The 25706-nt window shown below is 69.9% G+C and carries 24 protein-coding genes and 2 pseudogenes; 11 read left to right on the forward strand and 15 right to left on the reverse strand.

Annotation, left to right across the window (positions count from 1 at the left end):
- Positions 1 to 49 precede the first annotated feature (49 nt).
- From F1D61_RS20100 to F1D61_RS20115, 4 genes are all read right to left on the reverse strand, one after another.
- Positions 50 to 757 carry an NUDIX hydrolase gene (locus F1D61_RS20100; protein WP_203153529.1) on the reverse strand — a complete coding sequence of 236 codons (708 nt, stop codon included), beginning with the start codon at positions 755 to 757 and terminating at the stop codon, positions 50 to 52.
- 196 nt (positions 758 to 953) lie between these two features.
- Complete coding sequence (locus F1D61_RS20105) at positions 954 to 1871, reverse strand: PhzF family phenazine biosynthesis protein (protein WP_203153531.1); 918 nt, start codon at positions 1869 to 1871, stop codon at positions 954 to 956.
- A 145-nt stretch (positions 1872 to 2016) separates the two neighbouring features.
- Positions 2017 to 2304, reverse strand: coding sequence for a BrnA antitoxin family protein (locus tag F1D61_RS20110; RefSeq protein ID WP_246775428.1), 288 nt, complete (start codon positions 2302 to 2304; stop codon positions 2017 to 2019).
- Between the two features lie 13 nt (positions 2305 to 2317).
- Positions 2318 to 2650 carry a BrnT family toxin gene (locus F1D61_RS20115; protein WP_246775429.1) on the reverse strand — a complete coding sequence of 111 codons (333 nt, stop codon included), beginning with the start codon at positions 2648 to 2650 and terminating at the stop codon, positions 2318 to 2320.
- Between the two features lie 54 nt (positions 2651 to 2704).
- On the opposite strand from F1D61_RS20115, the gene F1D61_RS20120 reads away from it, so the two are divergent.
- Positions 2705 to 3709: a DUF2891 domain-containing protein gene (locus F1D61_RS20120; RefSeq protein ID WP_203153533.1), complete on the forward strand. Its 1005-nt coding sequence runs from the start codon at positions 2705 to 2707 to the stop codon at positions 3707 to 3709.
- A gap of 150 nt (positions 3710 to 3859) precedes the next feature.
- On the opposite strand, the gene pdxY is transcribed toward F1D61_RS20120, so the two are convergent.
- The gene (gene pdxY, locus F1D61_RS20125; protein ID WP_203153534.1) at positions 3860 to 4708 is read right to left on the reverse strand and encodes a pyridoxal kinase PdxY; all 849 of its coding nucleotides are present in this window, start codon (positions 4706 to 4708) and stop codon (positions 3860 to 3862) included.
- Positions 4709 to 4947: 239 nt separating this feature from the next.
- Between pdxY and F1D61_RS20130 the strand changes: the two genes are divergently transcribed.
- Both F1D61_RS20130 and F1D61_RS20135 read left to right on the forward strand, forming a co-directional pair.
- Positions 4948 to 5472, forward strand: a complete 525-nt coding sequence (locus F1D61_RS20130) for a DedA family protein (protein ID WP_203153535.1) — start codon at positions 4948 to 4950, stop codon at positions 5470 to 5472.
- A gap of 163 nt (positions 5473 to 5635) precedes the next feature.
- Positions 5636 to 6793, forward strand: a complete 1158-nt coding sequence (locus F1D61_RS20135) for a GGDEF domain-containing protein (protein ID WP_203153536.1) — start codon at positions 5636 to 5638, stop codon at positions 6791 to 6793.
- 34 nt (positions 6794 to 6827) lie between these two features.
- Here F1D61_RS20135 and F1D61_RS20140 read toward each other — a convergent pair whose 3' ends face one another.
- From F1D61_RS20140 to F1D61_RS20150, 3 genes are read right to left on the reverse strand one after another with little or no spacing between them, the layout of a single operon-like run.
- Positions 6828 to 7832, reverse strand: a complete 1005-nt coding sequence (locus F1D61_RS20140; protein ID WP_203153539.1) for an ABC transporter substrate-binding protein — start codon at positions 7830 to 7832, stop codon at positions 6828 to 6830.
- 23 nt (positions 7833 to 7855) lie between these two features.
- Positions 7856 to 8641, reverse strand: coding sequence for an ABC transporter permease (locus F1D61_RS20145; protein ID WP_203159170.1), 786 nt, complete (start codon positions 8639 to 8641; stop codon positions 7856 to 7858).
- A gap of 34 nt (positions 8642 to 8675) precedes the next feature.
- Positions 8676 to 9503: an ABC transporter ATP-binding protein gene (locus tag F1D61_RS20150; protein ID WP_203159171.1), complete on the reverse strand. Its 828-nt coding sequence runs from the start codon at positions 9501 to 9503 to the stop codon at positions 8676 to 8678.
- Between the two features lie 302 nt (positions 9504 to 9805).
- Between F1D61_RS20150 and F1D61_RS20155 the strand changes: the two genes are divergently transcribed.
- Positions 9806 to 10288 carry an MmcB family DNA repair protein gene (locus F1D61_RS20155; protein ID WP_203153541.1) on the forward strand — a complete coding sequence of 161 codons (483 nt, stop codon included), beginning with the start codon at positions 9806 to 9808 and terminating at the stop codon, positions 10286 to 10288.
- Positions 10289 to 10893: 605 nt separating this feature from the next.
- A complete protein-coding gene (locus F1D61_RS20160; protein WP_203153543.1) occupies positions 10894 to 11193 on the forward strand; it encodes a hypothetical protein in 300 nt (99 codons plus the stop codon).
- Between the two features lie 264 nt (positions 11194 to 11457).
- Here the strand turns inward: F1D61_RS20160 and F1D61_RS20165 are convergent, their stop codons facing one another.
- The 3 genes from F1D61_RS20165 to F1D61_RS20175 form a co-directional block, all read right to left on the reverse strand.
- Positions 11458 to 12648, reverse strand: a complete 1191-nt coding sequence (locus F1D61_RS20165; RefSeq protein ID WP_246775430.1) for an MFS transporter — start codon at positions 12646 to 12648, stop codon at positions 11458 to 11460.
- Positions 12649 to 12746: 98 nt separating this feature from the next.
- Positions 12747 to 14927 carry a protein-disulfide reductase DsbD family protein gene (locus F1D61_RS20170; protein ID WP_246775431.1) on the reverse strand — a complete coding sequence of 727 codons (2181 nt, stop codon included), beginning with the start codon at positions 14925 to 14927 and terminating at the stop codon, positions 12747 to 12749.
- Between the two features lie 95 nt (positions 14928 to 15022).
- Positions 15023 to 15931, reverse strand: a complete 909-nt coding sequence (locus F1D61_RS20175; RefSeq protein ID WP_203153545.1) for a LysR family transcriptional regulator — start codon at positions 15929 to 15931, stop codon at positions 15023 to 15025.
- A gap of 93 nt (positions 15932 to 16024) precedes the next feature.
- Between F1D61_RS20175 and F1D61_RS20180 the strand changes: the two are divergent.
- Positions 16025 to 17175: pseudogene (locus F1D61_RS20180) on the forward strand (DSD1 family PLP-dependent enzyme).
- A gap of 190 nt (positions 17176 to 17365) precedes the next feature.
- Here F1D61_RS20180 and F1D61_RS20185 read toward each other — a convergent pair.
- On the reverse strand, positions 17366 to 18346 hold the full coding sequence (locus tag F1D61_RS20185) for an IS110 family transposase (RefSeq protein WP_203153548.1): 981 nt from the start codon (positions 18344 to 18346) through the stop codon (positions 17366 to 17368).
- Between the two features lie 257 nt (positions 18347 to 18603).
- Here F1D61_RS20185 and F1D61_RS20190 point away from each other — a divergent pair, with 257 nt between their 5' ends.
- Both F1D61_RS20190 and F1D61_RS20195 read left to right on the forward strand, forming a co-directional pair.
- Positions 18604 to 18771, forward strand: coding sequence for a hypothetical protein (locus tag F1D61_RS20190; protein WP_348649368.1), 168 nt, complete (start codon positions 18604 to 18606; stop codon positions 18769 to 18771).
- Positions 18768 to 19082, forward strand: a complete 315-nt coding sequence (locus F1D61_RS20195; RefSeq protein ID WP_203153550.1) for a hypothetical protein — start codon at positions 18768 to 18770, stop codon at positions 19080 to 19082. Before F1D61_RS20190 ends, F1D61_RS20195 begins: the two co-directional genes overlap by 4 nt.
- Before the next feature lie 460 nt (positions 19083 to 19542).
- Here the strand turns inward: F1D61_RS20195 and F1D61_RS20200 are convergent, their stop codons facing one another.
- Complete coding sequence (locus F1D61_RS20200) at positions 19543 to 19752, reverse strand: hypothetical protein (RefSeq protein ID WP_048428263.1); 210 nt, start codon at positions 19750 to 19752, stop codon at positions 19543 to 19545.
- A 352-nt stretch (positions 19753 to 20104) separates the two neighbouring features.
- Positions 20105 to 20524, reverse strand: coding sequence for a hypothetical protein (locus F1D61_RS20205; RefSeq protein WP_246775432.1), 420 nt, complete (start codon positions 20522 to 20524; stop codon positions 20105 to 20107).
- Between the two features lie 619 nt (positions 20525 to 21143).
- Here F1D61_RS20205 and F1D61_RS20210 point away from each other — a divergent pair.
- Complete coding sequence (locus tag F1D61_RS20210) at positions 21144 to 21404, forward strand: hypothetical protein (protein WP_348649369.1); 261 nt, start codon at positions 21144 to 21146, stop codon at positions 21402 to 21404.
- Between the two features lie 41 nt (positions 21405 to 21445).
- On the opposite strand, the pseudogene F1D61_RS20215 reads toward F1D61_RS20210, so the two are convergent.
- A pseudogene (locus F1D61_RS20215) lies at positions 21446 to 22680 on the reverse strand (IS256 family transposase).
- 641 nt (positions 22681 to 23321) lie between these two features.
- Here F1D61_RS20215 and F1D61_RS20220 point away from each other — a divergent pair.
- Both F1D61_RS20220 and F1D61_RS20225 read left to right on the forward strand, forming a co-directional pair.
- A protein-coding gene (locus F1D61_RS20220; RefSeq protein WP_203153552.1) for an IS630 family transposase occupies positions 23322 to 24403 on the forward strand; the annotation gives its coding sequence in 2 pieces (ribosomal slippage) (positions 23322 to 23814 and positions 23814 to 24403; 1083 coding nt in all).
- 559 nt (positions 24404 to 24962) lie between these two features.
- A complete protein-coding gene (locus F1D61_RS20225) occupies positions 24963 to 25553 on the forward strand; it encodes a hypothetical protein (RefSeq protein ID WP_203153554.1) in 591 nt (196 codons plus the stop codon).
- Positions 25554 to 25706 lie beyond the last annotated feature (153 nt).

Genomic DNA, 25706 nt, shown 5'->3' on the forward strand with positions numbered 1-25706 from the left:
GCGGAGGCGGGCTGTGAACCGATTCCGCCGCCGGGCTGCCCCGCTCGGCTCAGGCCCCGGCCAGGACGCTCGCGAGGTAGTGCCGGACGAAGCCGGGCATCCGGGCGGGATCGAGATCCGCGGATGCACGCACCCCGACGATGGCCGACAGTTCCGGCTCCGCTTCCGCCGCGAGGTGCCCGGCGATCCGCTCGCGCAGGAGGGCCTCGTCCTCGGCGAGCTGCACCGGGCGCAGGAGCGCCATCAGGCCGCCGTCGCGCACGACGATCCAGCCCGGATCGGGCCCCTCGGGAGCGACGAGGCCGGTCTCCTCCCGCAATTCGCGCAAGGCGCTCGCCGCGAGGTCGACCCGGCCTCCGGCGTCGATATCGGTCGGGTCCGGCGTGCCGCAGGGAAAGTAGACCCGCCCGGCGGCGGCCGTGTGCGGGCCCATCTCGCCGAGCAGGAAGGTGCCGTCCCGGGTCCGCGGCACCGCTGCCGCGAAGACGTTGAGCACGCTCCCGTCCGGGAAGCCCCAATCCTTCAGGGCGGTGAGGGCGGCGTATTCGGCCTCGAACAGCTCGGCCTCGAGCACGCCCGCGGCGAGCGACCAGCGGCGCAGCATCAGCACCGTGCCGTTGAACATCGCCGGCCGTTCCGCCCGCCGCCGCTCCCAATGGGCCTGGATCGCCGCCCGATTGTCGCGGGCCCAGGCCCAGTCATGCGCGACCATCCGGGCGTCGATCCGGCGGGCCGGGGTGAGGGTGAGGTTCGTCATGTTTCGGCTCCGCTCAAGCGCCGCGCGGGCTCGTGACACGGCATCCGGACGTGATCGTCCGGATGTTGTGTCATACCAATGGCCCAAGATGCTGACGCATCGGGCCATTGAGCCATCTCGAATTGTCTATGCCAAGCCAGAGGCTTGACGAAAATTCGAGAACGGAACCAAAGGTCGTTTCCAACGACCGTTGGTATCACAGGTGCAGCACGCCCTCGGAGACCAGCACGGCGCTGCCGCCGATCTCGGCCGCCCGCAGGGCGCCGTCCTCGATGGTGAGCTGGAGCGCGATCTCGCTCGGCCGGCCCATCTCGATCCCTTGCGCGACGACGAGATCGTGGGTGCCGCCGCCCAAGGGCTCGAACTGCATGAGCGCCCCGGCGAGGGCCGCGACGGCGCCCCCGGTCGCCGGATCCTCGGCGATGCCGGCGGCGGGGGCGAACATCCGCGCCCGGAAGCTGTGGGCCGCATCCCCGGTCTCGCCGGTATAGAGGAAGACCTTCGCGCCGGCCCCGAGGGCCTGCACCATCGCGTCGGCGCTGGTGCGCGCCCGCGCCAGGGCGTCGAGGCCCTGGACCGGCACGAGGTGGAACGGCGTGCCGGCGCTGTAGCGGCTCGGCCGGTGGCGGGCGAAGCCGATCTCGGAGGGCGACAGGTTCAGGGCCGCGGCAAGCGCCGTGGCGTCGGGCTCCTCGCCCCAGCTCTCCGGCAGCCGCGGCAGGCGGAAGCGCGCACGGCCGCGTCTCTCCCCGCCCGTGCCCTCCGCGGTCTCGACCACGCAGGGCACCACCCCGACCGTCTCCTCGAGCCCGAACGCCACCGCGTCGGCGATCTCCGCCCGCGTGTCGCCGAGGGCGAGCAGCACCGCGGTGCCGACGGTCGGATGACCGGCGAAGGCGAGTTCCTGGGTCGGCGTGAAGATCCGCAGCCGCGCCCGGTGCCGCGCCTCGGCGGGCGGCAGCACGAACACCGTCTCCGACAGGTTGAACTCGGCGGCGATGGCCTGCATCGCGGTATCGTCCAGCCCCTCGGCATCGAGCACCACCGCCAGCGGATTGCCGGCGAGGGGGGTCTCGGTGAACACGTCCAGGGTGGCGTAGCGGCGTGCGGGCATCGTCGTCTCGTCCTTGCCGGGGCTCGGGGGCGAGGCAGCACGGAACGGGTGGGGGGCGCAAGCCCTGGTGGCGGATGGGAAGCGCCACGCGTGACCGCCAAGGCAGTTTCGCGAAACTGCCTTGGCGGCGCTTTCAGCGATCCTGTCAGAGCTGCTTTGCGGCGCGTTTGACCGTCTCGTTGATCCGGGTCTGCCAGCCCGGGCCGGTGGCCTTGAAGGCTGCCAGGGCTTCTGAATCGAGTCGCAGCGTGACTTGCACGAGCGGGCTCGGCGACTTCGGCCGCCCACGCTTAGTCAAGGCAGCGAAGACAGCCGGCGGCAGGACCTCGCGGGCGGGCCGCATCCGGCCGAGTTCTTCGTCTGTCATCTCTCGGGCATCCGGATCCGCGGCCATCCGTGCCTGAAGCTCGGCTTCCTCCGCATCGCTCAGCATGGGCACCGCTCGCTTACTCGAATCGTCCGGCATAGGCTCTCCTCTCGCGGTTGCTGGCAGTCCGCAGACTGATGGCTGACACGGCCTCCGTGCCGAGGAGCGAGAAGGTGAGGCTGACGAGTTTGCCGTCGAGGTAGCCGGTCGCGATGTATCGTGCGCCGCCGGACTTGCCGCTGTAGCTCTCGCTGATCGCCGCGGTCTCCCACTCGAAGCGATCGCGGGCATCGGCGAAGTCGAGCCCGTGCCCGGCGGGAGGGGGCTGGCGATTCTTCTTTCGCTTGGGCTCGTCCCAGACCATTCGCACGTATTTGTTGTAACTCCAGGAAATCCCGGTGGCAAGCTGCACCGGCGTCGACGGATGGTGTAGGCGAGCGGCACGATCCGACGGAGCGCCCGACCGATGCCCCACACCCTGACCCCCGAGACCGCCGCGCGCTTTGCCGCCCTCACCCTCGGCCACGTCACCCGGGAATACCCGAACAAGCCGGACCACACGCTCGCTGGCCCGGAGGATGCCCGCACGCCGGCCGCGCTGCATCCGGTGTTCTACGGCAGCTTCGACTGGCATTCCTGCGTCCACGGCTACTGGCTGCTCGCCCGGGTGCTGCGCCGCTTCCCCGAGGGGCCGCAGGCCGGGGCGATCCGGTCCCTGTTCGACCGGCAGCTGACGCCCGAGAAGGTCGCGGGCGAGTGCGCCTATCTCGCGGCGCCGACGGCCCGGGGCTTCAAGCGGCCCTATGGCTGGGCCTGGGCGCTCAAGCTCGCCGACGAGCTCGGACGGCTGCCCGACCCGCGCTGGGCCCGGGCCCTGGCGCCGATGGCGGAGATCGTCGCGCAGCGCTTCCGCGAGTTCCTGCCGCTCTCGCCCTATCCGGTGCGGGTCGGCACCCATTTCAACACTGCCTTCGGCCTGCGCATGGCGGCGGATTACGCCGACGGAACCGGGGATGCCGGGCTGACCGACTTGCTGCGCGCCACGGCCCTGCGCTGGTACGGCGCGGATGCCGATTGCCCGGCCTGGGGCGAGCCGAGCGGCGACGACTTCCTGTCCTCCGCGCTGATCGAGGCCGAAGCCCTGCGCCGCCTGATGCCGGCGGACGAGTTCTCGCCCTGGTTCGACCGCTTCCTGCCGCGCCTCGCCGAGCGCCGGCCCGACACCCTGTTCCGGCCCGCCACCGTCACCGACCGCAGCGACGGCAAGATCGCCCATCTCGACGGGCTCAACCTCAGCCGCGCCTGGTGCCTGCGGGCGCTCGCCGGCGCGCTGCCGGCGAACGATGCCCGGGTGCCGGTGCTGCGGGAGACGGCGCAGGCCCATCTCGACGCGGCGCTGCCCCACCTCGCCGACGACTACATGGGCGAGCACTGGCTGGCGAGCTTCGCGCTGCTCGCCCTGGAGGCGTAGCCCGACCCCTTGGAGGCATGTGATGCCAAGGCCTAAGATGCTGACGCATCGGGCCATTGAGCCATCTCGAATTTTCCTGTGCCAAGCCAGAGGCTTGACGAAAATTCGAGAACGGAACCGACGGTCGTTTCCAACGACCGTTGGTATGACCTACACCGCCTCGACCGGGAAGGTGCGGCTCGGCGCGACGAACTCGTCCTGGGCCGCCACGGTCAGGATCTCCCGCGACCCGGCTTCCGCGGTGCGGCGCAGGAGGCCGAAGATCGAGGCGGCGGCGGCGCCCAGCGCCTCGCCGGCCGAGCGGCTGCGGGCGTAGTGCACCAGGAACAGGGCGGCGGTCGCATCGCCCGCTCCGTTGATGTCGAGCGACAGGCGGGGCGTGCGCAGGCGCCAGAACAGCCCGTCGGCGCCGGCCAGCATGTCGATGCTGTCGTCGGGCGTCTCCTCGGTGTGGAGCGAGGTGACCAGCACCACCTTCGGCCCGCTCGCTTGCACGGCGGCGACAGCGGCCTTGGCGTCGGCGAGCGTGCGGGTCTCGATCCCGCTCAGGAAATCGAGCTCGAACTGGTTCGGGGTGATGATGTCGGCGGCCGGCACCGCGTGGTCGCGCATAAATTCCGGGATGCCGGGCCGCACGAACACCCCGCGGCCGATATCGCCGATCACCGGATCGCAGCAATAGAGCGCCGCGGGGTTTTCCGCCCGCACCCGCGCCACCGCCCGCAGGATCGCGGTGCCGATATCGGCCGAGCCCATGTAGCCGGACAGCACCCCGTCGCAGGTCGGGAGCACGCCGCGCTCGGCGATACCCTCGACCAGCTCCTCGATCGCCGGCCCGTCGAACACCCGGCCGCGCCAGGCGCCGTAGCCGGTGTGGTTGGAGAACTGCACGGTATGCACCGCCCAGACCTCGACCCCGAGCCGCTGCATCGGGAAGACCGCCGAGGCGTTGCCGACATGGCCGTAGGCGACGTGGGACTGGATCGACAGGACGTTCATCGCGACACGAGACCCCGCGAGAGATGCGAAGGACCCCCGGCCGGGGGCGCTCAAGGCCCGCACGATTCCCGGAACCGGGCGCTCCTGGCAACCGCGCGCGTGCCGCAAAAGCACGCGGCCGCCCGGGCCGGGGCCGGGTTCACACCGCGCTCACCCGCCTCCGGTAGACCGGGGAGCGGCGGAACACCCGCCCGGCTCCCCGACTTGTCCCGCCGGCACTCACCCAAGGTCAAGGTTCCATGGATTTCGAGAGCTTACGCAACACGGTCATCGAGTTCGTACGCGACCACCAGGCCTGGGCGCCGGTGATCACCGGGATCATCGCCTTCTGCGAATCCCTGGTGGTGCTCTCGCTCCTGGTGCCGGCGACCGTGATCCTGATCGGGATCGGGGCTCTGATCGGCTCGGGCGCGATCCCCTTCCTGCCGGTGATGGTCGGGGCGGCGATCGGGGCGATCCTGGGCGACTGGGTCTCCTACGAGATCGGCCGCTACTACAAGGACGGCGCCAAGCGGATCTGGCCGCTCGGGCGCTACCCCGAGATGGTCGCCAAGGGCGAGGCCTTCTGCCAGCGCTGGGGCGCCTGGGCGATCTTCGTCGGCCGCTTCATCGGGCCGGCCCGGGCGGTGGTGCCGCTGATCGCCGGGGTGGCGCTGCTGCCGCGGCTCTGGTTCCAGCTCGCCAACCTGTCCTCGGCCTTCCTCTGGGCCTTCGTCTGGCTCGCCCCCGGGGCAGGCCTGATCGAATGGTTGCGGCGGACCTGACGAAACGTCACATCCGGACCAGGAGAGCTGTGGACGCAGCGTCACGGCGAAGAGAAACTTGTCCTATCTCGCCGCCGTGGCCCCGGATTATCATGAAGTCTTAAGTCCGGACCGCATACTCGCGGCGTGCCGTGCCAAAGAGGCCGCATCCGAAGGCGGTTCCATGCCCGACGCCCTGCCGACCTACCAGCTGCCCCGGGCCGCGCTCCTGCGCTGGCTGGTGGATCCCGGCCTCGACCTGCCGAGCGACCTGCGAATCCGCCTGATCGCGACGCTCCTGTCCTCCCCGCCGACCATGGTGCTGGGCGCGTTGGGGATGCTGACCATCGAGGTCATGGCGGCGATCCGGCATCCGGGACCGGTCTTCCTGGCTGTGCTGGCGACGGATGCCGCCCTGCTCGGGTTCCGCGTGGTCCTGATCCGGCGGCTTCACCGCGCCGTCGCGGCCGGGCGGCCGGCACCGACCGACCTGATGCTCGCCTCGAGCCTCGCCTGGGCCGCCATGATCAGCCTCGCCACGGTCCTGTGCGTGCTGAGCGGCGATCTGGTGCTGCAGGTCCTGGCGCCGCTGACCATGATGGGAATCCTCAACGGCATCGTCACCCGCAACTATGCGGCCCCGCGCCACGCGGTCGCGATGCTCGCCCTGTGCAGCCTGCCGATGACGCTGATGCTCCTCGTCCATTACCGCGACGCTTGGTTCCTCGTCGGGGTGGCCCTGGGCCTGCTGTTCATGATGTCGATGAACGCGACGACGGTCCGGCTCAACCGCACCTATGTCGAGGTGCTGCTCGCCAAGCGCGAGAGCCAGCACCGGGCCACCCACGATGCCCTCACCGGCCTGCGCAACCGCCCCGGGCTGATGGAGGACCTCGCTGCGGGGATGCGGGGCGGCACCAATGACCTCGCCCTGCTGTATCTCGACCTCGACGGCTTCAAGGCGGTCAACGACGGCCTCGGCCACGCCGCCGGCGACGTCCTGCTGGTGGAGGTCGCCCGGCGGATCGCCGCGGTGATCCCGGAGGAGTGGCAAGCGGCCCGGCTCGGCGGCGACGAGTTCGTGATCCTGGCCGGCGGCGCACGCGCCCACGAGGCCGCTGCCGTGGCGGCGCGCCTGATCGAGGCCGTGAAGGCCCCCTACGAGGTCGGGATCGGCGTCGGCTTGAGCGTCGGGATCGGCTGGGCGACCCCGGGGATGACCCCGGAGGCGCTGCTCGCCGAGGCGGATGCGGCGCTCTACCGCGCCAAGGCCGCCGGCAAGGGCCGCCTGGCGGCGATGCCCGAGCCGCGCGTTGCCGAGGCCCGGGTTGGATGGGCGTGAGCGATTCTCGGCGCCGCTCGCGCGCCGGGCGGGATCACCCCATCGCCCGCTTGACGAACCGGTCCTCGAAGGTCGTGGCGAGGTCGATCTTGGCGCCCTGCAAGTCGGGATCGAGGGTGCGGACCAGTTCCAGCACGCTCGCCATGCCCTCCTGCGTCGGGACGCCGGTGCGGGAATAGCTCTCGAGCGAGTTCTTCACCGCCTGCACGTACAGCGCCTTGTCGCCGAAATGGTAGGCCGGCGGCACCGTGTCGGCGATCTCTTCCGGGGAGGCCGCGACGATCCATTTCAGCGCCTTGGCGAAGGCGTTGACGACCTTCTGGGTCGCGGCGGCGTGGTGCTCGATCCAGTCCTGCTTGGTATAGACCACCGCCGCCGGGTTCGGCCCGCCGAACAGCGCCCGGGTGCCGGCCTCGGTGCGGGTGTCGACGATGACCTTGATGTCGCCGTCGGCCTCCAGCTTGGCGATCACCGGGTCGAGGTGGGAGATCGCGTCGATCTCGCCCTTCTTCATCGCCGCGATGGCGCCGGCACCGCCGCCGACGCCGATGAGGGCTGCGTCGGAGGCCTTCAGCCCGGCCTTGATCATCGCGTACTGGGCGGTGAGCGCGGTCGAGGAGCCCGGCGCCGTCACGCCGATCTTGCGGCCCTTGAAGTCGGCGGCGGACTTCACCGTGTCGGCGAGGTCCTTGCGCACCCCGATCACGATGGCGGGGAAACGGCCGAGCTCGCAGACGGCCCGCACGTCCTGGCTCTTGGCCTGCATCCGGATCGTGTGCTCGTAGGCGCCCGTCACCACGTCGACCGAGCCGCCGATCAGCGCCTGGAGCGAGCGCGCGCCGCCGCCGAAATCGTTGATCTCGGCCTCGACGCCCTCCTCCTTGAAGTAGCCCTTCCGCTCGGCGATCGTCAGCGGCAGGTAGTAGAGCAGGGGCTTGCCGCCGACGCCGATGCGGACCTTCACGGTATCGGCCCGGGCCGGCACGGCGGGGCTGAGCGCCAGGGCGGCGGCGCCGGCGAGGAAGCTGCGGCGTTGCATCTGAAACATTCTCCCTTGCTCTCTCAGCTCTGGCCGCCGGCCTGCGGGCGCCAGACCAGGAGGCGGTTCTCGATCAGGGTGACGATCGTGTCGATCACGATGACGAACACGGTCAGGATCAGCATCCCGGCAAAGACGCCGGTGACGTCGAACACGCTCTCGGCCTCGTGGATCTTGTAGCCGAGCCCGGCCGAGGACCCGAGATACTCGCCCACCACCGCCCCGACGAGGGCGAAGCCGACCGCGGTGTGGAGCGAGGAGAACATCCAGGTCAGGGCCGAGGGCCAGTAGACGTGGCGCAGCAACCCACGCTCGCTCATGCCGAGCATCCGGGCGTTGTTGAGCACCACCGGGCTCACCTCGCGCACGCCCTGGTAGACGTTGAAGAACACGATGAAGAACACCAGGGTGAAGCCGAGCGCCACCTTCGACCAGATGCCCAACCCGAACCACAGGGCGAAGATCGGTGCCAGCACCACCCGGGGAAGCGCGTTGGCCGCCTTGATGTAGGGATCGAACACGGCGGCCAGCAGCGCGTTGCGGGCGAACAGGAACCCGAAGGCGATGCCGCCGAGCGCGCCGGTGACGAAGGCCAGCACCGTCTCCTGCAGGGTGATCCAGAGATGGCCCCAGATCTCGGGATTGGTCATCTCGGTCCAGGTCCGCTTCAGCACGTCGACCGGGGTCGAGAAGAAGAACTGGATCTGCTTGGGCGCGCCCAGGATGGGATAGACGGTGAGCACGTGCCAGATCGCCAGGCCGACGAGGCCGACGAGGATCTGCAGGGCGAGGAGGCCCAGGCGGTTCACGGGGCGGTTCACGAGGGGACTCTCCGGTTCATCGTCACGCCGGGCCGCCCGCATAGGCGCGCGACACCTCGACCCGCAGGCACGACCAGATTTCCTTGTAGAGGGCGTGGAATTGCGGCTCGAGGCGGATCTCGCTGATGTCGCGCGGGCGGGCGAGATCGACCTTGAACTCGCCGACGATTCCAGCCGCCGGGCCGGCGGAGAGCACCACCACCCGGTCGGCGAGCGCGATCGCCTCCTCGAGGTCGTGGGTGACGAACATCACTGCCTTGCGGTTGGCGGCCCACAGGTCGAGCAGCAGGTTGCCCATGATCTGCCGGGTCTGGGCGTCGAGCGGCCCGAACGGCTCGTCCATCAGCAGGATCTCGGGGTCGCGGATCAGCATCTGGGCCAGAGCCACGCGCTTGCGCTGGCCGCCCGAGAGCATGTGCGGATAGCGGTCGGTGAAGGTCGCGAGCCCGACCTTGGCCAGCCAGTCGCGGGCCCGCGCCAGGGCCTCGGCGCGGGGCACGCCCTGCGGCTCCAGGGCCACCGCGACGTTGTCGATTGCCGTCTTCCACGGCATCAGGGCATCGGCCTGGAAGAGGTAGCCGGCGCGGGCATTGAGCCCCGACAGGGCCGAGGAGAACACCGTGACGCTGCCCGAAGCCGGCTTGAGCAGGCCGGCGGCGGCGTTGAGGAGCGTCGACTTGCCCGAGCCGGTCGGCCCGACCACCGCCACGAACTCGCCCGGCATCACCGCGAGGTCGATGCCCTCGACCGCGACGTAGCGCTTGCCGCCCTTCAGGGTGAAGGCGATGCTGACGCCGTCGAGCCGCACCGCCTCGCCATGGGCGAGTGCCGTGCCGCCGACCAGGCGCATGCCGGCCCGCCCCCCTTTTCGCCCCTCGGCGGCGCGCTGCCCCACCATGCCCGTCGCTCCCTCCCGTGAACCTTGCCGTCTCGCGCGGCTGCATCGGTGGCGACCATCGACGAGCGGGCGCGGGAGATCAACCGCTTCGTCCGTCGCGCCACCCGGTTTCGCACGACCGGCCTCGGCGGGGTGCGCGCCCTGCGACACGGGCCGCAGGTGACAACACCGCGCGAAGCTGGTCCGATGGCGTTCCCGATTCGATCTCTCGTTCGGCCCTCTTGGCAACCCCGCAGCAGCGCCCCTCCACAACCTTGTCCGCCGCCCTCGCCCTCTCGCTCCCCGTCGACCGCCGCCAATCGCCGACCGCGCTCAGCGTGCAGCGGGGCGTGCGGCGCCTGTTCGCCGAACTCGGCCACGTCACGATCCCCGAATTCACCCTGGCCAACGGCCGGCGCGCCGACCTGATCGCGCTTGGGGGCTGCGGCAAGCTGACGATCATCGAGATCAAGTCGAGCGTCGCGGATTTCCGCGCCGACCGGAAATGGCCGGATTACCGCGACTTCTGCGACCGCTTCTATTTCGCGGTGCCCGAGACCCTGCCGGTGGACATCCTGCCCGAGGATACCGGCCTCATCGTCGCCGACGCCTTCGGGGCGGAGATCCTGCGCGAGCCGCCCGCCCATCCCCTGGCCGGCGCCCGCCGCAAGGCCGTGACGCTGCGCTTCGCCCACGCGGCGGCGGGCCTGCTCCATGCGCTGGCGGATCCGGGGTCGATTCGCGAAGGGGCGCTGTAGACATCCGCAGGCCGCGCGCGGCATGTCCGGGGGCGCTGCCGTCCACGCGCGACGCGAAGACCGGTCACGGTCTCATTCAGAGCCCGTTCGAGCGGGATTTTCCATAAACGATTTGAGTGAGGCGGGATCGTCTCATCCTCTGACCTCATCCTGAGAGCCTGTTTGAGCAGGATTCCGACCCAATATTTGAGGCAGGCGGGATCATCCTACCCGCTCACCTCATCCTGAGGTGCGAACGAAGAGAGCCTCGAAGGAGGGCTCCAGGGATCGCAGAGGCGTCTGGAGGCCTCCTTCGAGGTCAGTCGATCTGCGATCGCGTGCGATCTCTGATCGCCAACACCTCAGGATGAGGTGGAAGGGTAGGACATCTCCTGATTTTTCTCAGTTTTCGTCAAATCACGCTGCTCAAACAGGGTCCGAGGTGCTGCGAAGCAGTCTCGAAGGCGCAAACCGGACGACGAGGAGAGCCGGCAGGATTGCTCGGCTGAAGGGATTAGGCCTGATGGCGGGGTGCATCATTTCTTGACGGGACTGCGCGACTTTGTCCGATCCCCGCCACGATCGACGCTCATCGATCACCCTTCCTCCATTCAAGGCCCTGTGTGATGTCGTCCCTGCGTTCGCTCCTCGCCCTCGCCCTCCTGGTCGCGGGCGCCGCTCCCGTCCTGGCGGCGGAGGATACCGTCGCGCGCTGGCAGCGGGCCGATGCGGCGTGCGGCCTGCCGTCCTCGCCGCTCGCCGAGCAGGCCTGCGAGGACCGCGACCGCTACGCCGCCGCCCTGCGCCGCCAGGGCTGGTGCGAGGCCCGCGCCACGACCGACTACGACCATTGGGGCTGGCGGCGATGCGCCCCGGCTGCGACGGCGCGGGCGACGCCGCGGCGCCGGGCTCGCCCGCACGCCTGATCCGTCCCGCAAACGGAGGATGCGCCGGCCCCCGGGGAGGCGTTAGGCTCCGCGTCTCTGGACCTCGACTCCAAGCCCCGTCCGGCCCCCGCCGGCGGGGCTTCTCTCATGGATACTACCAATGGCCCAAGATGCTGACGCATAGGGCCATTGAGCCATCTCGAATTGTCTATGCCAAGCCAGAGGCTTGACGAAAATTCGAGAACGGAACCAAAGGTCGTTTCCAACGACCGTTGGTATCAGGCTTCTTCTGGCGCGGCGTGCTCACCGGTCGAGCCGGTGCGCCACCACGCCGACGCCGGCCACCGCGAGCGCCAGCACCGCCCCGATCGCCGGCAGGTGGCCGTAGGGTACGCCGGCGGTGATCGCCACGCCGCCGAGCCAGGCCCCGATGGCGTTGCCGAGGTTGAAGGCGCCCTGGTTGACCGTCGAGGCCAGGTTGCGGGCGCCGTCGGCGGCGGTGAGCACCCGCATCTGCAGCGGCGCCACGAGCGCGAAGGCGAGGATGCCCCACAGGCCGATGAGCGCGGTGGCGGGGACGAGCGCGGCGCTCGCCGGCACCAGGGCCAGCAGCACCCCCGCCAGGGCGAGGCCCAGACCGATCACCGAGGGCATCAGCCGCCAGTCGCCGAGGCGGCCCCCGAGCCCGTTGCCGAGGGTGAGCCCGACGCCGAACAGCAGCAGCACGCCGGTGATCACCGAGGGACCGGCGCCCGCGGTCGCGGCCAGCAGCGGCGCCACGTAGGTGAAGACGCTAAACAGGCTCGCGGAGGCGAGCACGCTCAGGAGCATCGCGAGCACCACCTGGGTTCGGCGCAGCGCCCGCATCTCCGACAGGAGGCTGCCGCCGTCCCGCGCGAGGTCCCGCGGCAGCCAGGCGACGAGGGCGGCCGCCGCCACGAAGCCGATGCCGACCACGGCCCAGAACGTCGCCCGCCAGCCATAGGCATGGCCCAGGGCGGTGCCGAAGGGCACGCCGAGCACGTTGGCCAGCGTCAGCCCGGTGAACATGATCGCGATGGCGCTGGCCTTGCGGTGCGGCGGCACCAGATCGGCGGCGACCACGGCACCGAGGCCGAAGAAGGCGCCGTGGCAGAGCGCCGTGACGATGCGGGCGAGCATCAGCAGGCGATAATCCGGTGCCAGCGCGCAGAGCACGTTGCCGAGGATGAACAGGGCGACCAGCACCAGGAGCGCCCGGCGCCGGTCGAGGCGCGACAGGGCCGCCGCCACCAGGGGCGAGCCGAAGGTGACGCTGAGCGCGTAGCCCGAGACCAGCAGGCCCGCTTTCGGGATGCCGACGCCGAGATCGGCCGCCATCTCGGGCAGGAGCCCCATGATGACGAACTCGGTGGTGCCGATTCCGAACGAGGCCGCGGCCAGCGCCAGGAGCGCCAGGGCCGCGGATCGCCCGGTCGCCGTGGCGGGGGCCGCCTGTTCCATCGTGTGCTGCATTGCGGTCCTCGGCCGTCCTCGCTGCTGCATCGCAGCATAAGACGGGGGACCGTGCCGGGTTCAGGCTCTTTCGCGCATGGCTGGCCTGAACCGGGGCCTCACGGCAAGGCCGCCCGCGGCCCGGTCCCGGCGGGCAGCGCCGCCAGGGCCTCGCGCACCGTCGCCTCGGTCAGGATCTGCGGCAGCACCGCGACGCCGCCGCGCCCGTCGTAGAGCAGGTAGAGCGGCACGCCGGAGCGGCCGTTGGCCTCCAGCACCCGGGTGATCTCCGGGTTCTGGTTGGTCCAGTCGCCCTTGAGTTGCGCCACGTCGTGGGCCCTGAAGGCATCCTGCACCGCGGCCGCCCGCAGGGTGGCGCGGTCGTTGACCTGGCAGGTGATGCACCAGGCCGCCGTCATGTTGACGAAGACCGGCCGGCGCGCGGCGAGGAGCGCGTCGAGCCGGGCACGGCTGAACGGCTCGATCCCGTCGGCGCTCGCCACCGTCACCGGGCCGGCGCGGTCGCGGTCGAGGACCGCGACGAGGCCCGCGAGCCCGAGGAGGCCGAGGAGTGCCGCGCCTTGCGCCGCGCGCCGGGCGAGGGGGCCCGCCATCCGGCCGCGCTCGATCGCCCAGGCGCAGAAGCCCACCAGCACCAGGCCGGTGAGCGCGGCCATCAGTCCGGCGGAGCCGACCTGCTGGCTCAGCACCCAGATCAGCCAGGCCACCGTGAGGTAGAGCGGGAAGGCGAGGAAGCCCTTCAGGGCTTCCATCCAGGCGCCGGGCCGCGGCAGGCGGCGCAAGCCGGCGGGCCAGGCCGCCAGCAGGGCGAAGGGAAGGGCGAGGCCGAGGCCGAGCGCCGCGAAGACCGTCAGCGCCACGGCGGGCCCTTGCGTCAGGCCGTAGCCGACCGCCGCGCCCATGAACGGCGCGGTGCAGGGCGTGGCGACCACGGTCGCCAGCACGCCGGTGAAGAACGAGCCCTCGAGCCCGGCGCGCCGGGTCAGGCCGTCGCCGAGGGCCGCCGCCCGGCCGCCGAGATGCCAGACCCCCGACAGGCTCAGGCCCATGGCGAAGAGCCCGTAGGCGAGGCCCGCCACCACCAGGGGCGATTGCAGCTGGAAGCCCCAGCCGATCTGGGCGCCGCCGGCCCGGAGCGCGATCAGCAGGCCGGCGAGGCCGAGGAAGGTCACCAGCACGCCGGCCGCGTAGGCGAGGCCGTGCAGCCGCACCCGGCCCGGGCTCTCGCCGGAATGGCGCACTAGGCTCAGCACCTTGATCGACAGAACCGGGAAGACGCAGGGCATCAGGTTGAGCAGGAGCCCGCCCAGGAAAGCGAGGAATGCCGCCTGCCACAGGCCCTCGGCCCCGCCCGGCCCCGAGGCGGGGATGACGGGGATCGGGGTTGCCGCGACCGACGCCGCCGCGACGGTGCCGGGTACCGGCGTCGCCGTGCCGAGGGCGTAGGCGCGGCGGACCGGGCCCGATCCGGTCTCCTCCGTGAAGGTCAGGACCCCGTCGGCCTGGGGCGGGGGGGCGTCGGGCGCGGCCTGGCTGCTGCGCTGGAGCCGCAGGTGCAGGCCGGTCGCGTCGCTCGTCGCGCCTTGCGCGGCGGCATGCTCCAGGGCGGTCTCGGAATAGGGAAAGAACGCGACGTCCCGCGCCTGGAGGCCGGGCGCGTCGATGTCGAGCACCGGAACGCCGTCATCCAGCCGCATCCGGACCGGCCAGGGGGCGGGTTCGGGCAGCCGCTCGCGGCCTTGCGCGAACAGGGCGGCGGTGCGGGAATCGGGCCGCGGGCTGGTCCCGGCGGGTGCCACCGGCAAGCTCGCCGACAGGGTCGCCTCGCCCGGCACGCATTCGCGCTCGCAGACGAGATAGGACACCTTCGCCTTGAGCGGGACGGGCCCGGCGCCGAGCGTCTCCGGCGCGGTGAGCGGCACCGTCAGCAGCACCTCGCCCTCGTAGCCGAAATTCATCAGGTCGCCGACCGGGATCCGCTCCGGCGCCGGCCACGCGATGCTCCCGGCCGAGAAGCCCGGGGGCAGGGTCCAGACGATCTCCGGCGGCAGGCCGGAATCGCCCGGATTGCGCCAGTAGACGTGCCAGCCCGGCTTCATCGTCAGCCGCACGCCGGCGGTGAGGGTGGCGCCGGGCGCGACGGCGCTCTCCTGCGTCACCAGCTCGGCCCGGACGAGGTCGGCATATTTCGACGGCCGCGGCACCTGCGCCCCGGCGGTGCCGAGGGCGAGGCAGGAAGCCAGAAGGGCGAGGAGGAGGGCGAGGCGGCGAGGCAGCATGATCCCGGGTTACCCGGACTCTGCGGCGCTGGCGAGGCCGGCGGGATCGCGTTCGCGTGAGGCCGTCGTCATGACCGCCAAGATGACCGCCAAGATCAGCGCCAGGGCGGCGGGTCGAGGGCGGCGGCGAGCGCGTCGAGGAAGCGCCCGGTGCGGGCGGCGCGGGCGCGGCGGGGGGCGCCGAGAAGCGCCATCACCGGCGCCTCGGGCAGGGCGTGGTCGGCGAGCAGGCGGACGAGGCGCCCGGCCCGCAAATCGGCGGCGACGTCCCATTCCGAGCGCAGGATGATGCCCCGGCCGGCCAGCGCCCAGCCGCGCACCACCTCGCCGTCGTTGCTGGCCAGACGCGGCTCGATGCGGATCCGCGTCTCGGCGCCGTCGCGCCGGAAGCGCCACAGGGTCACGTCCTCGTCGTTCTCGCGCAACGCGATGCAGGCATGGGCGTGCAGGTCCTGCGGGCTCGCCGGTTCGCCCCGGGCGGCGAGATAGGCCGGCGCGGCGCAGACCACCCGGTCGTTGGGGGCGAGGCGCCGGGCGATCAGGCCGGGCGCCGCCTGGGCGATCTCGCCGACATGGATCGCGAGGTCGAACGTGCCCTCCGGCACGCCGCCGAGGCGGTCCGAGAGCATGAGGTCGATCGCCACTTGCGGGTGCGCCGCCTGGAACCCCGCCACCACGGGCGCGACATAGGCCCGGCCGAAGCCCAGCGGCGCCACGATCCGCAAGTGCCCCACCACCTGCCCGCGCCGGGCCGCCAGCGCCTCGTCGAGGTCTCCCAACGCCGCCAGGATCGCGCGGCCGCGCTCGGCGATCAGCTCGCCCTCGTCGGTGAGCGCGAGGTGCCGACCGCCCCGGTCGACGAGATGCACCCCCAGCCGTTCCTCCAGGGCGCGCAGGCGCTGGGTGACCGCCGGCGGCGACACGTCGAGGGTCCGCGAGGCGGCGGCGAGCGACGGCGCCTCGGCGATGGCGAGGAAGAAGCGGAGGTCGTCGGGTCCGAGCATTAACTGGGAGCTTAACGTAACAGGCAGGCGGCGTTAATGGCGCAAGGGGCCGGTCCCGTGCTTCCTGCGGGCCGGACCCGTCGCGACCGGAGGATGCACGCGATCATGCCTGAGCCGCTCGACACCCTGCAGACCCCCTGCCTGCTCCTCGACGAGGCGCGCCTGCGCGCCAATGCCGAGCGGATGCGGACCCATCTGACCGGCCTCGGCGTGCGCCTGCGCCCCCACCTCAAGACCGCGAAGTCCCGCGAGGTCGGCCGCATCGCCATGACCTCCCCGAGGGCCCGGCCATCGTCTCGACCCTGCTGGAGGCGGAGTACTTCGCCGAGGGCGGCGTGCGCGACATGATCTACGGCGTCGGCATCGCGCCGGCGAAGCTGCCCCGGGTCGCGGCGATCCGGGCCGGCGGCACCGACCTCGCGATCATCCTCGACAGCCTGGAGCAGGCGCAGGCCGTGGCGGCCCATGCCCGGGCGAGCGGCGACGCGATCCCGGTCCTGATCGAGGTCGATGCCGACGGCCACCGCTCCGGCGTCGCGCCCGATGACGGCGACACCCTGGTGGCGATCGGCCGGACGCTCGTCGCGGGCGGCGCGACCTTGCGCGGCGTGATGCTGCATGCCGGCGACAGCTATTCCTTGCGCGATCCCGAGGCCCTGGCGGCAGCCGCCGAGAACGAGCGGGTCGCCGCGGTGACGGCGGCCGACGCCTTGCGGGCGGCGGGCCTGCCCTGCCCGGTGGTCAGCGTCGGCTCGACGCCGACGGCGCGCTTTGCCCGCGACCTCACCGGCATCACCGAGGTCCGGGCCGGCGTCTACATGCTCGGCGACCTGTTCCAGGCCGGAGTCGGCTCGGTGGCGGTCGAGGACATCGCCGTCTCGGTCCTCGCCACCGTGATCGGCCACCAGCGGGCGAAGGGCTGGATCATCGTCGATGCCGGCTGGATGGCACTCTCGCGCGACCGCGGCACGGCGCGCCAGGCGGTGGAGCAGGGCTACGGCCTCGTCTGCGACACGCAGGGCCGGCCCTATCCCGACCTCATCGTGGCCGACGCCAACCAGGAGCACGGCATCGTCGCCCTGCGCAAGGGCGTGGACGGCACCCTGCCGGACTTGGCCGTCGGCGCGCAAGTCCGCATCCTGCCGAACCACGCCTGCGCGACGGGCGCGCAATACGACCGCTACCACGTCCTCGACGGCGAGAACCGCGTGACGGCCGTGTGGCCGCGCATCAACGGGTGGTAGACAAGCGTCGCTAAGCTCACCTAGAGCACTTCACGATCGCGTTGCAATCGCGAAGCTCTCTAGGTCGTTGATTTTGCCGCATTTTCTGCGACGAACCGGTATCCACTTCGTCGGAAAATGCTCTAGCCGTTATCGACGGGTTGATCTCGTCAATCTGTCGCAAACATCGACACCTCTCAACGTCATCAACTCAGTTGGCTTCGGTTGCGAGCGCGATTTTTTGCTCCTCGGCGTAGGCATCGCGCAGGCGTGCGTTGGCGATGACGAGGAGGCGTCGCATGATGGCGACGATCGCCACGATGGGCTTTTTGCCCGCTGCGATGAGGCGCTGGTAGGTGTCTTTGAGCACGGGGTTGAAGCGGGTAGCGGTCAGGGCGGGGAGGAACAGAGCCTGCTTGATCTCGGGCCGTCCGCCCTTTGTGCGTCGGTAGCGCTCGGTGGTCCCGCTCTGGTTGGGATGCGGGGCGAGTCCGGCCAGGGACGTCGCCTGGCGCCGGTCGATACGGCCGAGCTCGGGCATCAGGGCGAGCAGGATGATGGCAGAGGTGTCGCCGATGCCCTTGATCGAGGTCAGCGCCTTCTTGGCCCGGCTGAGCGCGGCGGCCTTGCGCAGGGTCTCGGCCATCGCCTCCTCGATCGCCTCGATCTGCTCGGACAGGGCGGTGATGAGGGTTTCCAGATAAGCCTGGACGGGTCCAGATCCCGGCGCGGCCAGACGATTGCGGTTGGCGGTGCGCTGAGCCACGAAGTCGGCGCGGGTGAGCACCAGGCTCTGGAGGTTTTCCTGATCGGGATCAGGGGCTTGCCAGCGGGCCAGGGAGGTGTGGCGCTCCCGGCCGTAAGCCGCCAGGGCCTTGGCGTCGAGGGCGTCGGTCTTGGCGAGGGTGCCGTAGGAGTGGATGAACGCCTTGACCTTGCGGGCGTCGGCGCGGTGGGCGGGGCATCCGACGGCGAGGAGAGCGGCCAGCAGAGCATCCTCGTAGCCGCCGGTGGCTTCGCAGATGACGAGGCAGGTCGCATCGAGGTCCGCTTTGGCGGCGAAGGCGGCGAGGTCCTTGGGCTTGTTGGGGATGGTGTGACGAGCGTTGCCGCGGCTGTCGTGGAGGACGATCTCGGCTTTGCCGACATCGGCTCCGATGAAGCGGGTGGGTGAGGTGGCGGGTTGGGTCATCCGGGTCTATCCTGAGGCCGCTTGGGATTGTCTGCGGGCGTCGAGGAGAGGCCCAGGCAACTCATCAAGCGTGGCGAGGAATGCGGACCGGCGAGCCAGATGACGACGGGCGCGAGCCCCATCCCGGGACGCTCGACCGATCCGCGCCCGGTCCGGATGGCCATCCGGACCGGGCATACCGCCGAGGCGGAACGGGATCACTCTACAACCGAACCAACAGACAATCCCGGGCGACAGAGGCGGCCAGCGGATTGAGCATGTTCGGGGTCCTGGCAGAGCCGCCGCTGGCGCAGCGTGCCGACCATCAGGACGCTATCGCGGCCGGGCAGGGCGTTACCGAGTTCGCCCCGGACGGGAAGGCCGCCGAGGAAATCCGGGCGCTGTGGGCGTGGGTGGATCGCAAGATGAAGGGTAACCGGACATGAGCAAGCGACCCTCCCTGATAGGCGGTCTCACCCTGCCAGGTGCTGAGCCCACCGCGCCTAAGCCTGAGGCTCCCGCCGATCGGGCACCGCTTGAGGCCCCCGCGAAGCCAGCTGGACGGCGCCCGCGCCCCGAAACGGTACACACGTCTATCTACCTGCCGCGCGAGGTGCACAGGCGGCTGCGCGAGATCGCCTTCACCCGGGACGTGAAGGTACACGACGTCATCATGGAAGGGATTGATGCCGCGCTGCAGAAGCACGGGCATCCGTCCGTCGAGGCGCTGAAGGCCGGGGCGAAGCAGAGCTCATAGCGCTTCAGCGCCATCATGCTGTAGCGCTATAGAAGTCATAATGACGGGCCGACTTGGTTGACCTGCTGGCTGAGAAAGGCAGCTGGCGATCCGTTCCTCAGGCCGTGCTCCTGGGCTAGCTGGAGCCACGCCATATACAACCTGGATGTGCACAAATCGTTAGTGCAACCATGCGCCCCGCGCATGGTTCCTGGGACATAGGTCGTATGGTGCGATGCAGAAAAGCATGGAATACATACCCCATGCACGACCGCGATGGCGTCGCGGTCCTGCTCGCCCTCTTGGGCGTTTCCTCCCTAGACTTCGGGCTGCTCTCTTGGGCGGCCTTTTTTCTGTCTGGGATGAGGGTCTTAGCCTGCGTGCCTGTCGCTCTCAAGCACAATTGTGCGCCATCCCTAGGCAGATGGCACTTTCTTGCACAGGCGCGGCGAATGCCCCGTCGCAGGTCGTCCTGAACGAGCTACTTGGTGATCCGCTTGGGGGAAATCGGATCGCTGGCCGGGAACGTCTCCTCCACCGCTTGATCGAGCAACTGGTCCTGCCGCTCTTCGAGATCGTCACCTGGCTTCAGCTGACCAGGCGCGCTGGCTGCCGCCAAATCCGCCTTGGCCTTACTTGGGTCGTGCGGGTGGTCCTTACCGTGATCGGTGCTTTTCGTCGGGTCGATCATTCGCGTGCTCCTGCCGCTGATGGTGATCAACGTGCCGGGTCTGGCGGTGTTCGTTCCCGCGCTCTCTTCAAGCAGGGCCTCGGTCGGGCGGATCAGATTTCCTTATGTCGTTAGTGCCCTCGGCGTTTTCACACGGCCTCCACTCTGAGCGGTCTCTGCACGATCGGGCATGGTAAGCCCTCGCCTCAGGGTCGTGCTGCCAACTCGTTGCCATTCTGCAGCATTTTAACGTCTCAGTGCTATAGCATTACAGCATTAGAGCGTTGCAGCATGGCGACGCTAGGGGCCATTTTCGATAAGGGTCGTTCTCGAAAGCGATGGAGCGGGCACGGCCTGATATCCGGCAGCCCGCTTAGGGGACGTCGATCGCGAACAGGTCGAGTTGCTGTGCGCTCACCTGCCGGCGCCGTTGTCGCCGAGCTACGAGGCGAGGAGCAGGATCAGGCTGGACGAAGAGCGGCAAGGCTAGACGAGGCTTCCCGTGCAGCACCGCTCCGACGATCTGCCCGCCCTCTGCCCGATGCAGCAGGTAGAGGACGTGGGCCGGTGTCCGCAGGATCTCCTGTCGCAGGGGTTCCGCAGACGGTAGGCAGGCCAGTGCTGCCAGGAGGCACGGTAGTCCTGCCGCAGCAATCTCCATCGCCTCGAACTCAATCTCGCGCAGGCCCCAGCGCTGGCGGGCAACGCCGGCCGTCGTGGACGGGAAGGGGTTGGCCGCGAACGCCGTCGCCTCGTCAAGGACGAAGGCCGCGAGACGGTCGCGCTCGGCCATAGCACTGATCCGCAGCGCATCGGCAAGTCGGCGCTTGTCCTCTGGGATGTCCCTCAACCGCGGCCTCGCCTGGTTCACCGCCAAGCGGGTGAACAGCCATCGGGACATCTATCCCGCGGCCTCTGAGGTCGCCAACCCCGCCAAAGTTTGACGAACCGTTGCCGTTCGTGCCGAATGGCTGATTAAGGCGGCTCGCATCCCGCGAGTCGCTACCAGGATCACCGCCGCGACAGCAGCCACCTGAAAAAGCAAGACCCCGGAGGCCTGCCAGGGCCACCAGGGTCTAGAGCCCCGAGGGGGCCGATCCGACGTGTTGCAACTCGGATCATCCCCCGAAATCGCTATGCGAGTCAATCTGAAAGCCACGCTTGCGGAGACGGGCTCGGCTTGCCTGTGACGGACCGCCCGACCGGCGGCGCCGAATGCTGACCCGCGGCCCGACGAGGGCCGAACGATGACGCACGCCTATGCTCGAGGTGGTGGCGAAATGCCTGCCCCAAGGAGATTTGATGAGCCGCACCAACGGCATGAGGTGGTGTCCAACCGGGCCGCCTAGTGCCCCGACAGTGCTGGCCCGTACAGGCTGCCGGCCGGTGTTCGCGATCGGCTGTCCACTGCCTTGGAAGGCCGGAAGAACCGAGATGCAGCCTTCGCCCTCGCGGTGTTCCTGGCTCGGTTCTGGAGCAGCCCCAGGCGGCTCCTATGTGCGATCCCGGTCGACCGGCGGGCCCTGGCCCAGCACGAGGCCCTTGGGCTCACGGAAGCCCGGGTGCGCGGCGCCCTCGCGGTCCTCGTCGAGGTGGGGTTCCTTTCCCGGTACGAGCCCGAGGCAGGCAAGAAGTACCAGCGCACGGAGATCGTGTCCCAGGGCGTGGTGTAGCTGATGGTAGTCCACCACGCTGACCGGCAGGGCCGGACTGATCAGACTGCGAGATTTGGCAGGCTGACGAGGGGATCATCGCCGATCGGGGCGATGCTTTCCAGGGTCATGTATCGGCAACGCTGCACGGCCCACTCGTCGTTCTGCTCCAGCAGGATCGCGCCGACGAGCCTGCGGATCGAGGGCTCGTCGGGGAAGATGCCGACGACCTCGGTGCGGCGCTTGATCTCGCCGTTGAGGCGCTCGAGCGGGTTTGTCGAGTGCAGCTTGGCACGGTGGGCGGCCGGGAAGCCCATGGAGGCCAGGACGTCGGTCTCGGCTGTGTCCATGAGGGCAGCCAGCTTGGGCACCTTGGGCCGGAGTTGATCGGCCACCCGCCGCCATTGCTGGCGGGCAGCTTCGGCGTCCTCCTGGGCGAAGGCGGTGGCGATGAAGGCCGAGACGACGCGTCGGCCCGAGCGGCCGGCATGGGCCAGGACGTTGCGCATGACGTGCACCCGGCACCGCTGCCAGGAGGCGGTCATCACCTTGGCGACGGACGCCTTGATGCCCTCGTGGGCGTCGGAGATCACCAGCTTGACCCCGCGCAGGCCGCGCCGGGCCAACTTGCGCAGGAACTCGGTCCAGAAGGTCTCGGCCTCGGACGGACCGATGTCGAGGCCCAGCACGGGTTCCCATCGTGGCAGGCCACGATGGGTGCCCCCTCGCGCCGCCCGTCCGTGTTGACGCCCACCGCCACGATGACGGCGACCGAGACGATGCGGTGGTTCTGGCGCACCTTCACGCAGGTGGCGTCGATCCACAGGTAGGGCCACTCGCCTTCGATCGGCCGTTCCAGGAAGGCGTTCACCCGCTCGTCGATCTCCTGGCACAGCCGGCTGACCTGGCTCTTGGAGATGCCCGTCCCGCCCAGCGCCTGGACCAGATCGTCGACCGCGCGGGTCGAGATGCCCTGGATGTAGGCCTCTTGGATCACTGCCGTGAGCGCCTTCTCGGTCATCCGGCGCGGCTCCAGGAAGCTCGGGAAGTCGCTCCCCGTCCGCAGCTTCGGGATGCGCAGCTCGACGGTGCCGGCCCGCGTCTGCCAGTCCCGGTCACGGTACCCGTTGCGCTGGGCCAGCCGCTCCGGGTTCTTCTCGCCGTGGGCCGCGCCGGTCAGGCCGCCCACCTCCAGTTCCATCAGGCGCTGCGCGGCAAAGCCGATCATCTCGCGCAGCACGTCCGCGTCCGCGCTCTTCTCAGCCAGCGCCCGCAGGCTCATAACGGCATCGGTCATCGGAGGTCTCCCGGGTTCGGGGTTGGTGTCAGCAACCCGATCCTAACCCGTCACCGCCGATGGCCACCCCCGCGAGAGATCCGCCTGCTACAGCGCTGTGGAGGGCGCGCAGGCGGGATCTCCCGCTCTCGGTCAGCTACACCACTCCAAGGGACACGACCCCTAATAAATCAATCCGCTGAGGCATCCCCGTAATCGACCGCGACACACAGGCGCTTGTTCTTTTTTGTTCTCATTACAACCTGTCGTCCGTCGGAGTGGTGAGGAGCGCCATGGTAGCGTGCAGGCGGAGCAGATTTACAGTTCAGCCGTTTCGCAAGCGCGGCAGCAAGCTTGAGGCGGAGGTCGCCCGGGAAACGATGGATGAAGGGGCGGCGCTACGGCTCTGAGAACGGCTGGCCGTAACAAGCGCTGGTGTTGTGGTGGCCAAGCAGTCGCCCGAGGGCGGCGGCAGCGAGCAGACTGAGCCGGTGATCCTCGCTGTCCACGGGGAGGTGCCGGCCATCCAAAGCGATGTCGAACCACCTCCGCAGGTACGACCTCAGCATCCCACTTATTATACCAACGGCCGGTGAGTGTGACTCGGCGTGTTGCTCCGCGGCTTGGCTTCTGATTCGGTTGCCGGATCAGGAGAGATCGCCATGGCCGGGATCGCTATCACCCGCACGGATTTGACCGCCGAGGAGTTGCGCGCGGCCTCCTCCAAGGCACCGAGCATTCCGGCGGCCCGTCGGATGCTGGCGCTCGCTCTGGTGCTGGAGGGCGCCGACCGCACCAGAGCGGCCCGCTCCTGTGGGATGGACCGCCAGACCCTGCGCGACTGGGTGCATCGCTACAACGCCGAGGGTCTGGCGGGTCTGCGCGACCGTAAGGCGCCGGGCCGCGCCGCCAAGCTGACGCCCGAGCAGATGCAGCAACTCGCCGCCCTGGTCGAGGCGGGGCCGGACGTGGACACGGATGGCGTGGTGCGCTGGCGCCGGGTCGACCTGCAGGCGCGCATCAGGGAGCTGTTCGGGGTCGAGATGCACGAGCGTACGGTCGGCAAGCACTTGGCCAAGCTCGGCTTCGTGCGGCTCTCGGTGCGCCCGCAGCATCCCAAGGCCGACGAGGCGGCACAGGAGGCTTTTAAAAAACCTTCGCCTCGCGGGTGACGGAACTCCTCCCCGAGACCGCCCACGGCAAGCCGCTCGAGATCTGGTTCCAGGACGAGGCCCGCGTCGGCCAGCAGGGCACGCTGACGCGGGTCTGGGCGCGCAAGGGGACACGCCCGCGAGCGCCGCGCGACCAGCGCTACAAGTGGACATACCTGTTCGGAGCGGCCTGCCCGGCGCGGGGCACCAGCGCGGCTCTGGTGCTGCCGACGGTCAACACCGCGATGATGTCGCTGCATCTGGCCGAGATCAGCCGGCAGGTGGCGCCCGGCGCGCACGCGATCCTGGTGCTGGACGGGGCTGGCTATCATGGCACCGCCAAGAAGCCTCGCCCGCGCGGCCTGGTGGTGCCGGACAACATCACGTTGCTACACTTGCCGGCCTCGTCTCCAGAGCTGAACCCGATCGAGTTGGTCTGGCAGTACCTGCGCCAGAACAAGCTCGCCCACCGGGTCTACCGCACCTACCAGCAGATCGTCGACGCCTGCTGCGACGCCTGGAACTTCTTCGCCAACGACCCAGACCTCGTCACCTCCATCACCGCGCGGGACTGGGCACAGGTCAAACTTTAGGGCCGTTGGTATTAGAACCTGCGCGCCACCCCGATGCCGGCAGCCGCCTCAAGGTCGCCAACCCTCAGTGCCATAAGGCGAACTCGCGAAATCCCAAGAAATTCCGGGCGATCCCGCCTGTGCCATTAGAACCTGCACGTCACACCAGGACAAGTGCCGCCCCGAGCACGCGACAAAGACGTGGATCGACGCCGCCCTCCGGGACAACCCGGAGGGCTTTTTCGTGAATCGGCGTTCCGGCATCGGCAGCCCTTCGCGCCTGTCCAAGGCTCCGGATGCCCGTCTTCCCCCGGAAAATCGGCGGGCACGGTTTACGGCGACACTATCGGGCCAAGACAAGTCGAGGGTTCCCGAGTCCTGCCCGCCGATCGACTCTCAGGCTTGCGCGATCCCCTCCGTAATCGACCGAAATACGTAGTAAATCCCGAGGGCAATTTTACCCTCTTCCGGGAATCGGCTTGCCTGGATGGCGCCCGAACGGCTTCTCTCACGGACAAGCGTGGCGCTGGAGAGTGCTGCGCGGACCCTTTCCCCGCCACCCTCCGAGAAAGCCTGAATCATGACCGCCCGGGTCACCCGTGCCACTGCCGCGACCGCCCTCGCGGCCGGCCTGCTCTTCGCCGCTCCGGCCGTCGCCGGCGGCTATGGCTGCACCACCGATTGCTACCGCCAGGTCTCGACCCCGCCGGTCTACGGCACGGTGTCCGAGCAGGTGATGGTGCGCCCGCCGCGCCGGGTGAACCATGTCGTCCCGCCGGTCTACGACACCGTCTCCGAGCAGGTGCTGGTCGCGCCGGCCCGCCGGGTGTGGCAGACCTCGATCGACGCCTACGGCCAGACCGTCGGCTGCTGGGTCACGATCCCGGCCCGCTACGCCACCCAGACCCGCCGGGTGCTGGTGCGCCCGGCCCAGGTGGTGCCGGAGGTGATCCCGCCGGCCTACGCCTCCTACAACCGCCGCGTCCTGGTCCAGCCCGCCCGCTCCGGCTGGGTGCCGGCCAATGGCGGCTACGCCGCCGGCCCGGCCCCGGGCGGGATCGTCGGCGCGGGCCTGGGTCTGGCGGGCGCCGGCATCGGGCTCGGCGCGGCGGCCGTGGGCGCCGGTACCGGCCTCGTCTTCGGCGGCGGCAGCATCTACGACGGTTACTGAGCAGATTTCGCAAAAGTGGCCGCCGGTTTTGCGGCAAAAATCTGCGAGACAACAATAAACCAAGCGGACTTGCGTTGGCCTGCCAGCGCAAGTCCGCTTGGCCGCATGACGGCCCGGGTTCCCCCGGGCCGTCTCGTCGGCGGGTCCTTGCCG

Source organism: Methylobacterium aquaticum (genome assembly GCF_016804325.1).
Lineage (GTDB): Bacteria > Pseudomonadota > Alphaproteobacteria > Rhizobiales > Beijerinckiaceae > Methylobacterium > Methylobacterium aquaticum_C.

Bases quoted from the DNA above. Each gene is read 5' to 3' on its own strand.
- F1D61_RS20100 (WP_203153529.1), bottom strand. From the start codon at position 757: ATGACGAACCTCACCCTCACCCCGGCCCGCCGGATCGACGCCCGGATG.
- F1D61_RS20105 (WP_203153531.1), bottom strand. From the start codon at position 1,871: ATGCCCGCACGCCGCTACGCCACCCTGGACGTGTTCACCGAGACCCCC.
- F1D61_RS20110 (WP_246775428.1), bottom strand. From the start codon at position 2,304: ATGCTGAGCGATGCGGAGGAAGCCGAGCTTCAGGCACGGATGGCCGCG.
- F1D61_RS20120 (WP_203153533.1), top strand. From the start codon at position 2,705: ATGCCCCACACCCTGACCCCCGAGACCGCCGCGCGCTTTGCCGCCCTC.
- pdxY (WP_203153534.1), bottom strand. From the start codon at position 4,708: ATGAACGTCCTGTCGATCCAGTCCCACGTCGCCTACGGCCATGTCGGC.
- F1D61_RS20130 (WP_203153535.1), top strand. From the start codon at position 4,948: ATGGATTTCGAGAGCTTACGCAACACGGTCATCGAGTTCGTACGCGAC.
- F1D61_RS20135 (WP_203153536.1), top strand. From the start codon at position 5,636: ATGCCCGACGCCCTGCCGACCTACCAGCTGCCCCGGGCCGCGCTCCTG.
- F1D61_RS20140 (WP_203153539.1), bottom strand. From the start codon at position 7,832: ATGCAACGCCGCAGCTTCCTCGCCGGCGCCGCCGCCCTGGCGCTCAGC.
- F1D61_RS20150 (WP_203159171.1), bottom strand. From the start codon at position 9,503: ATGCGCCTGGTCGGCGGCACGGCACTCGCCCATGGCGAGGCGGTGCGG.
- F1D61_RS20160 (WP_203153543.1), top strand. From the start codon at position 10,894: ATGTCGTCCCTGCGTTCGCTCCTCGCCCTCGCCCTCCTGGTCGCGGGC.
- F1D61_RS20165 (WP_246775430.1), bottom strand. From the start codon at position 12,648: ATGCAGCACACGATGGAACAGGCGGCCCCCGCCACGGCGACCGGGCGA.
- F1D61_RS20170 (WP_246775431.1), bottom strand. From the start codon at position 14,927: ATGCTGCCTCGCCGCCTCGCCCTCCTCCTCGCCCTTCTGGCTTCCTGC.
- F1D61_RS20175 (WP_203153545.1), bottom strand. From the start codon at position 15,931: ATGCTCGGACCCGACGACCTCCGCTTCTTCCTCGCCATCGCCGAGGCG.
- F1D61_RS20185 (WP_203153548.1), bottom strand. From the start codon at position 18,346: ATGACCCAACCCGCCACCTCACCCACCCGCTTCATCGGAGCCGATGTC.
- F1D61_RS20190 (WP_348649368.1), top strand. From the start codon at position 18,604: ATGTTCGGGGTCCTGGCAGAGCCGCCGCTGGCGCAGCGTGCCGACCAT.
- F1D61_RS20195 (WP_203153550.1), top strand. From the start codon at position 18,768: ATGAGCAAGCGACCCTCCCTGATAGGCGGTCTCACCCTGCCAGGTGCT.
- F1D61_RS20200 (WP_048428263.1), bottom strand. From the start codon at position 19,752: ATGATCGACCCGACGAAAAGCACCGATCACGGTAAGGACCACCCGCAC.
- F1D61_RS20205 (WP_246775432.1), bottom strand. From the start codon at position 20,524: ATGGCCGAGCGCGACCGTCTCGCGGCCTTCGTCCTTGACGAGGCGACG.
- F1D61_RS20225 (WP_203153554.1), top strand. From the start codon at position 24,963: ATGACCGCCCGGGTCACCCGTGCCACTGCCGCGACCGCCCTCGCGGCC.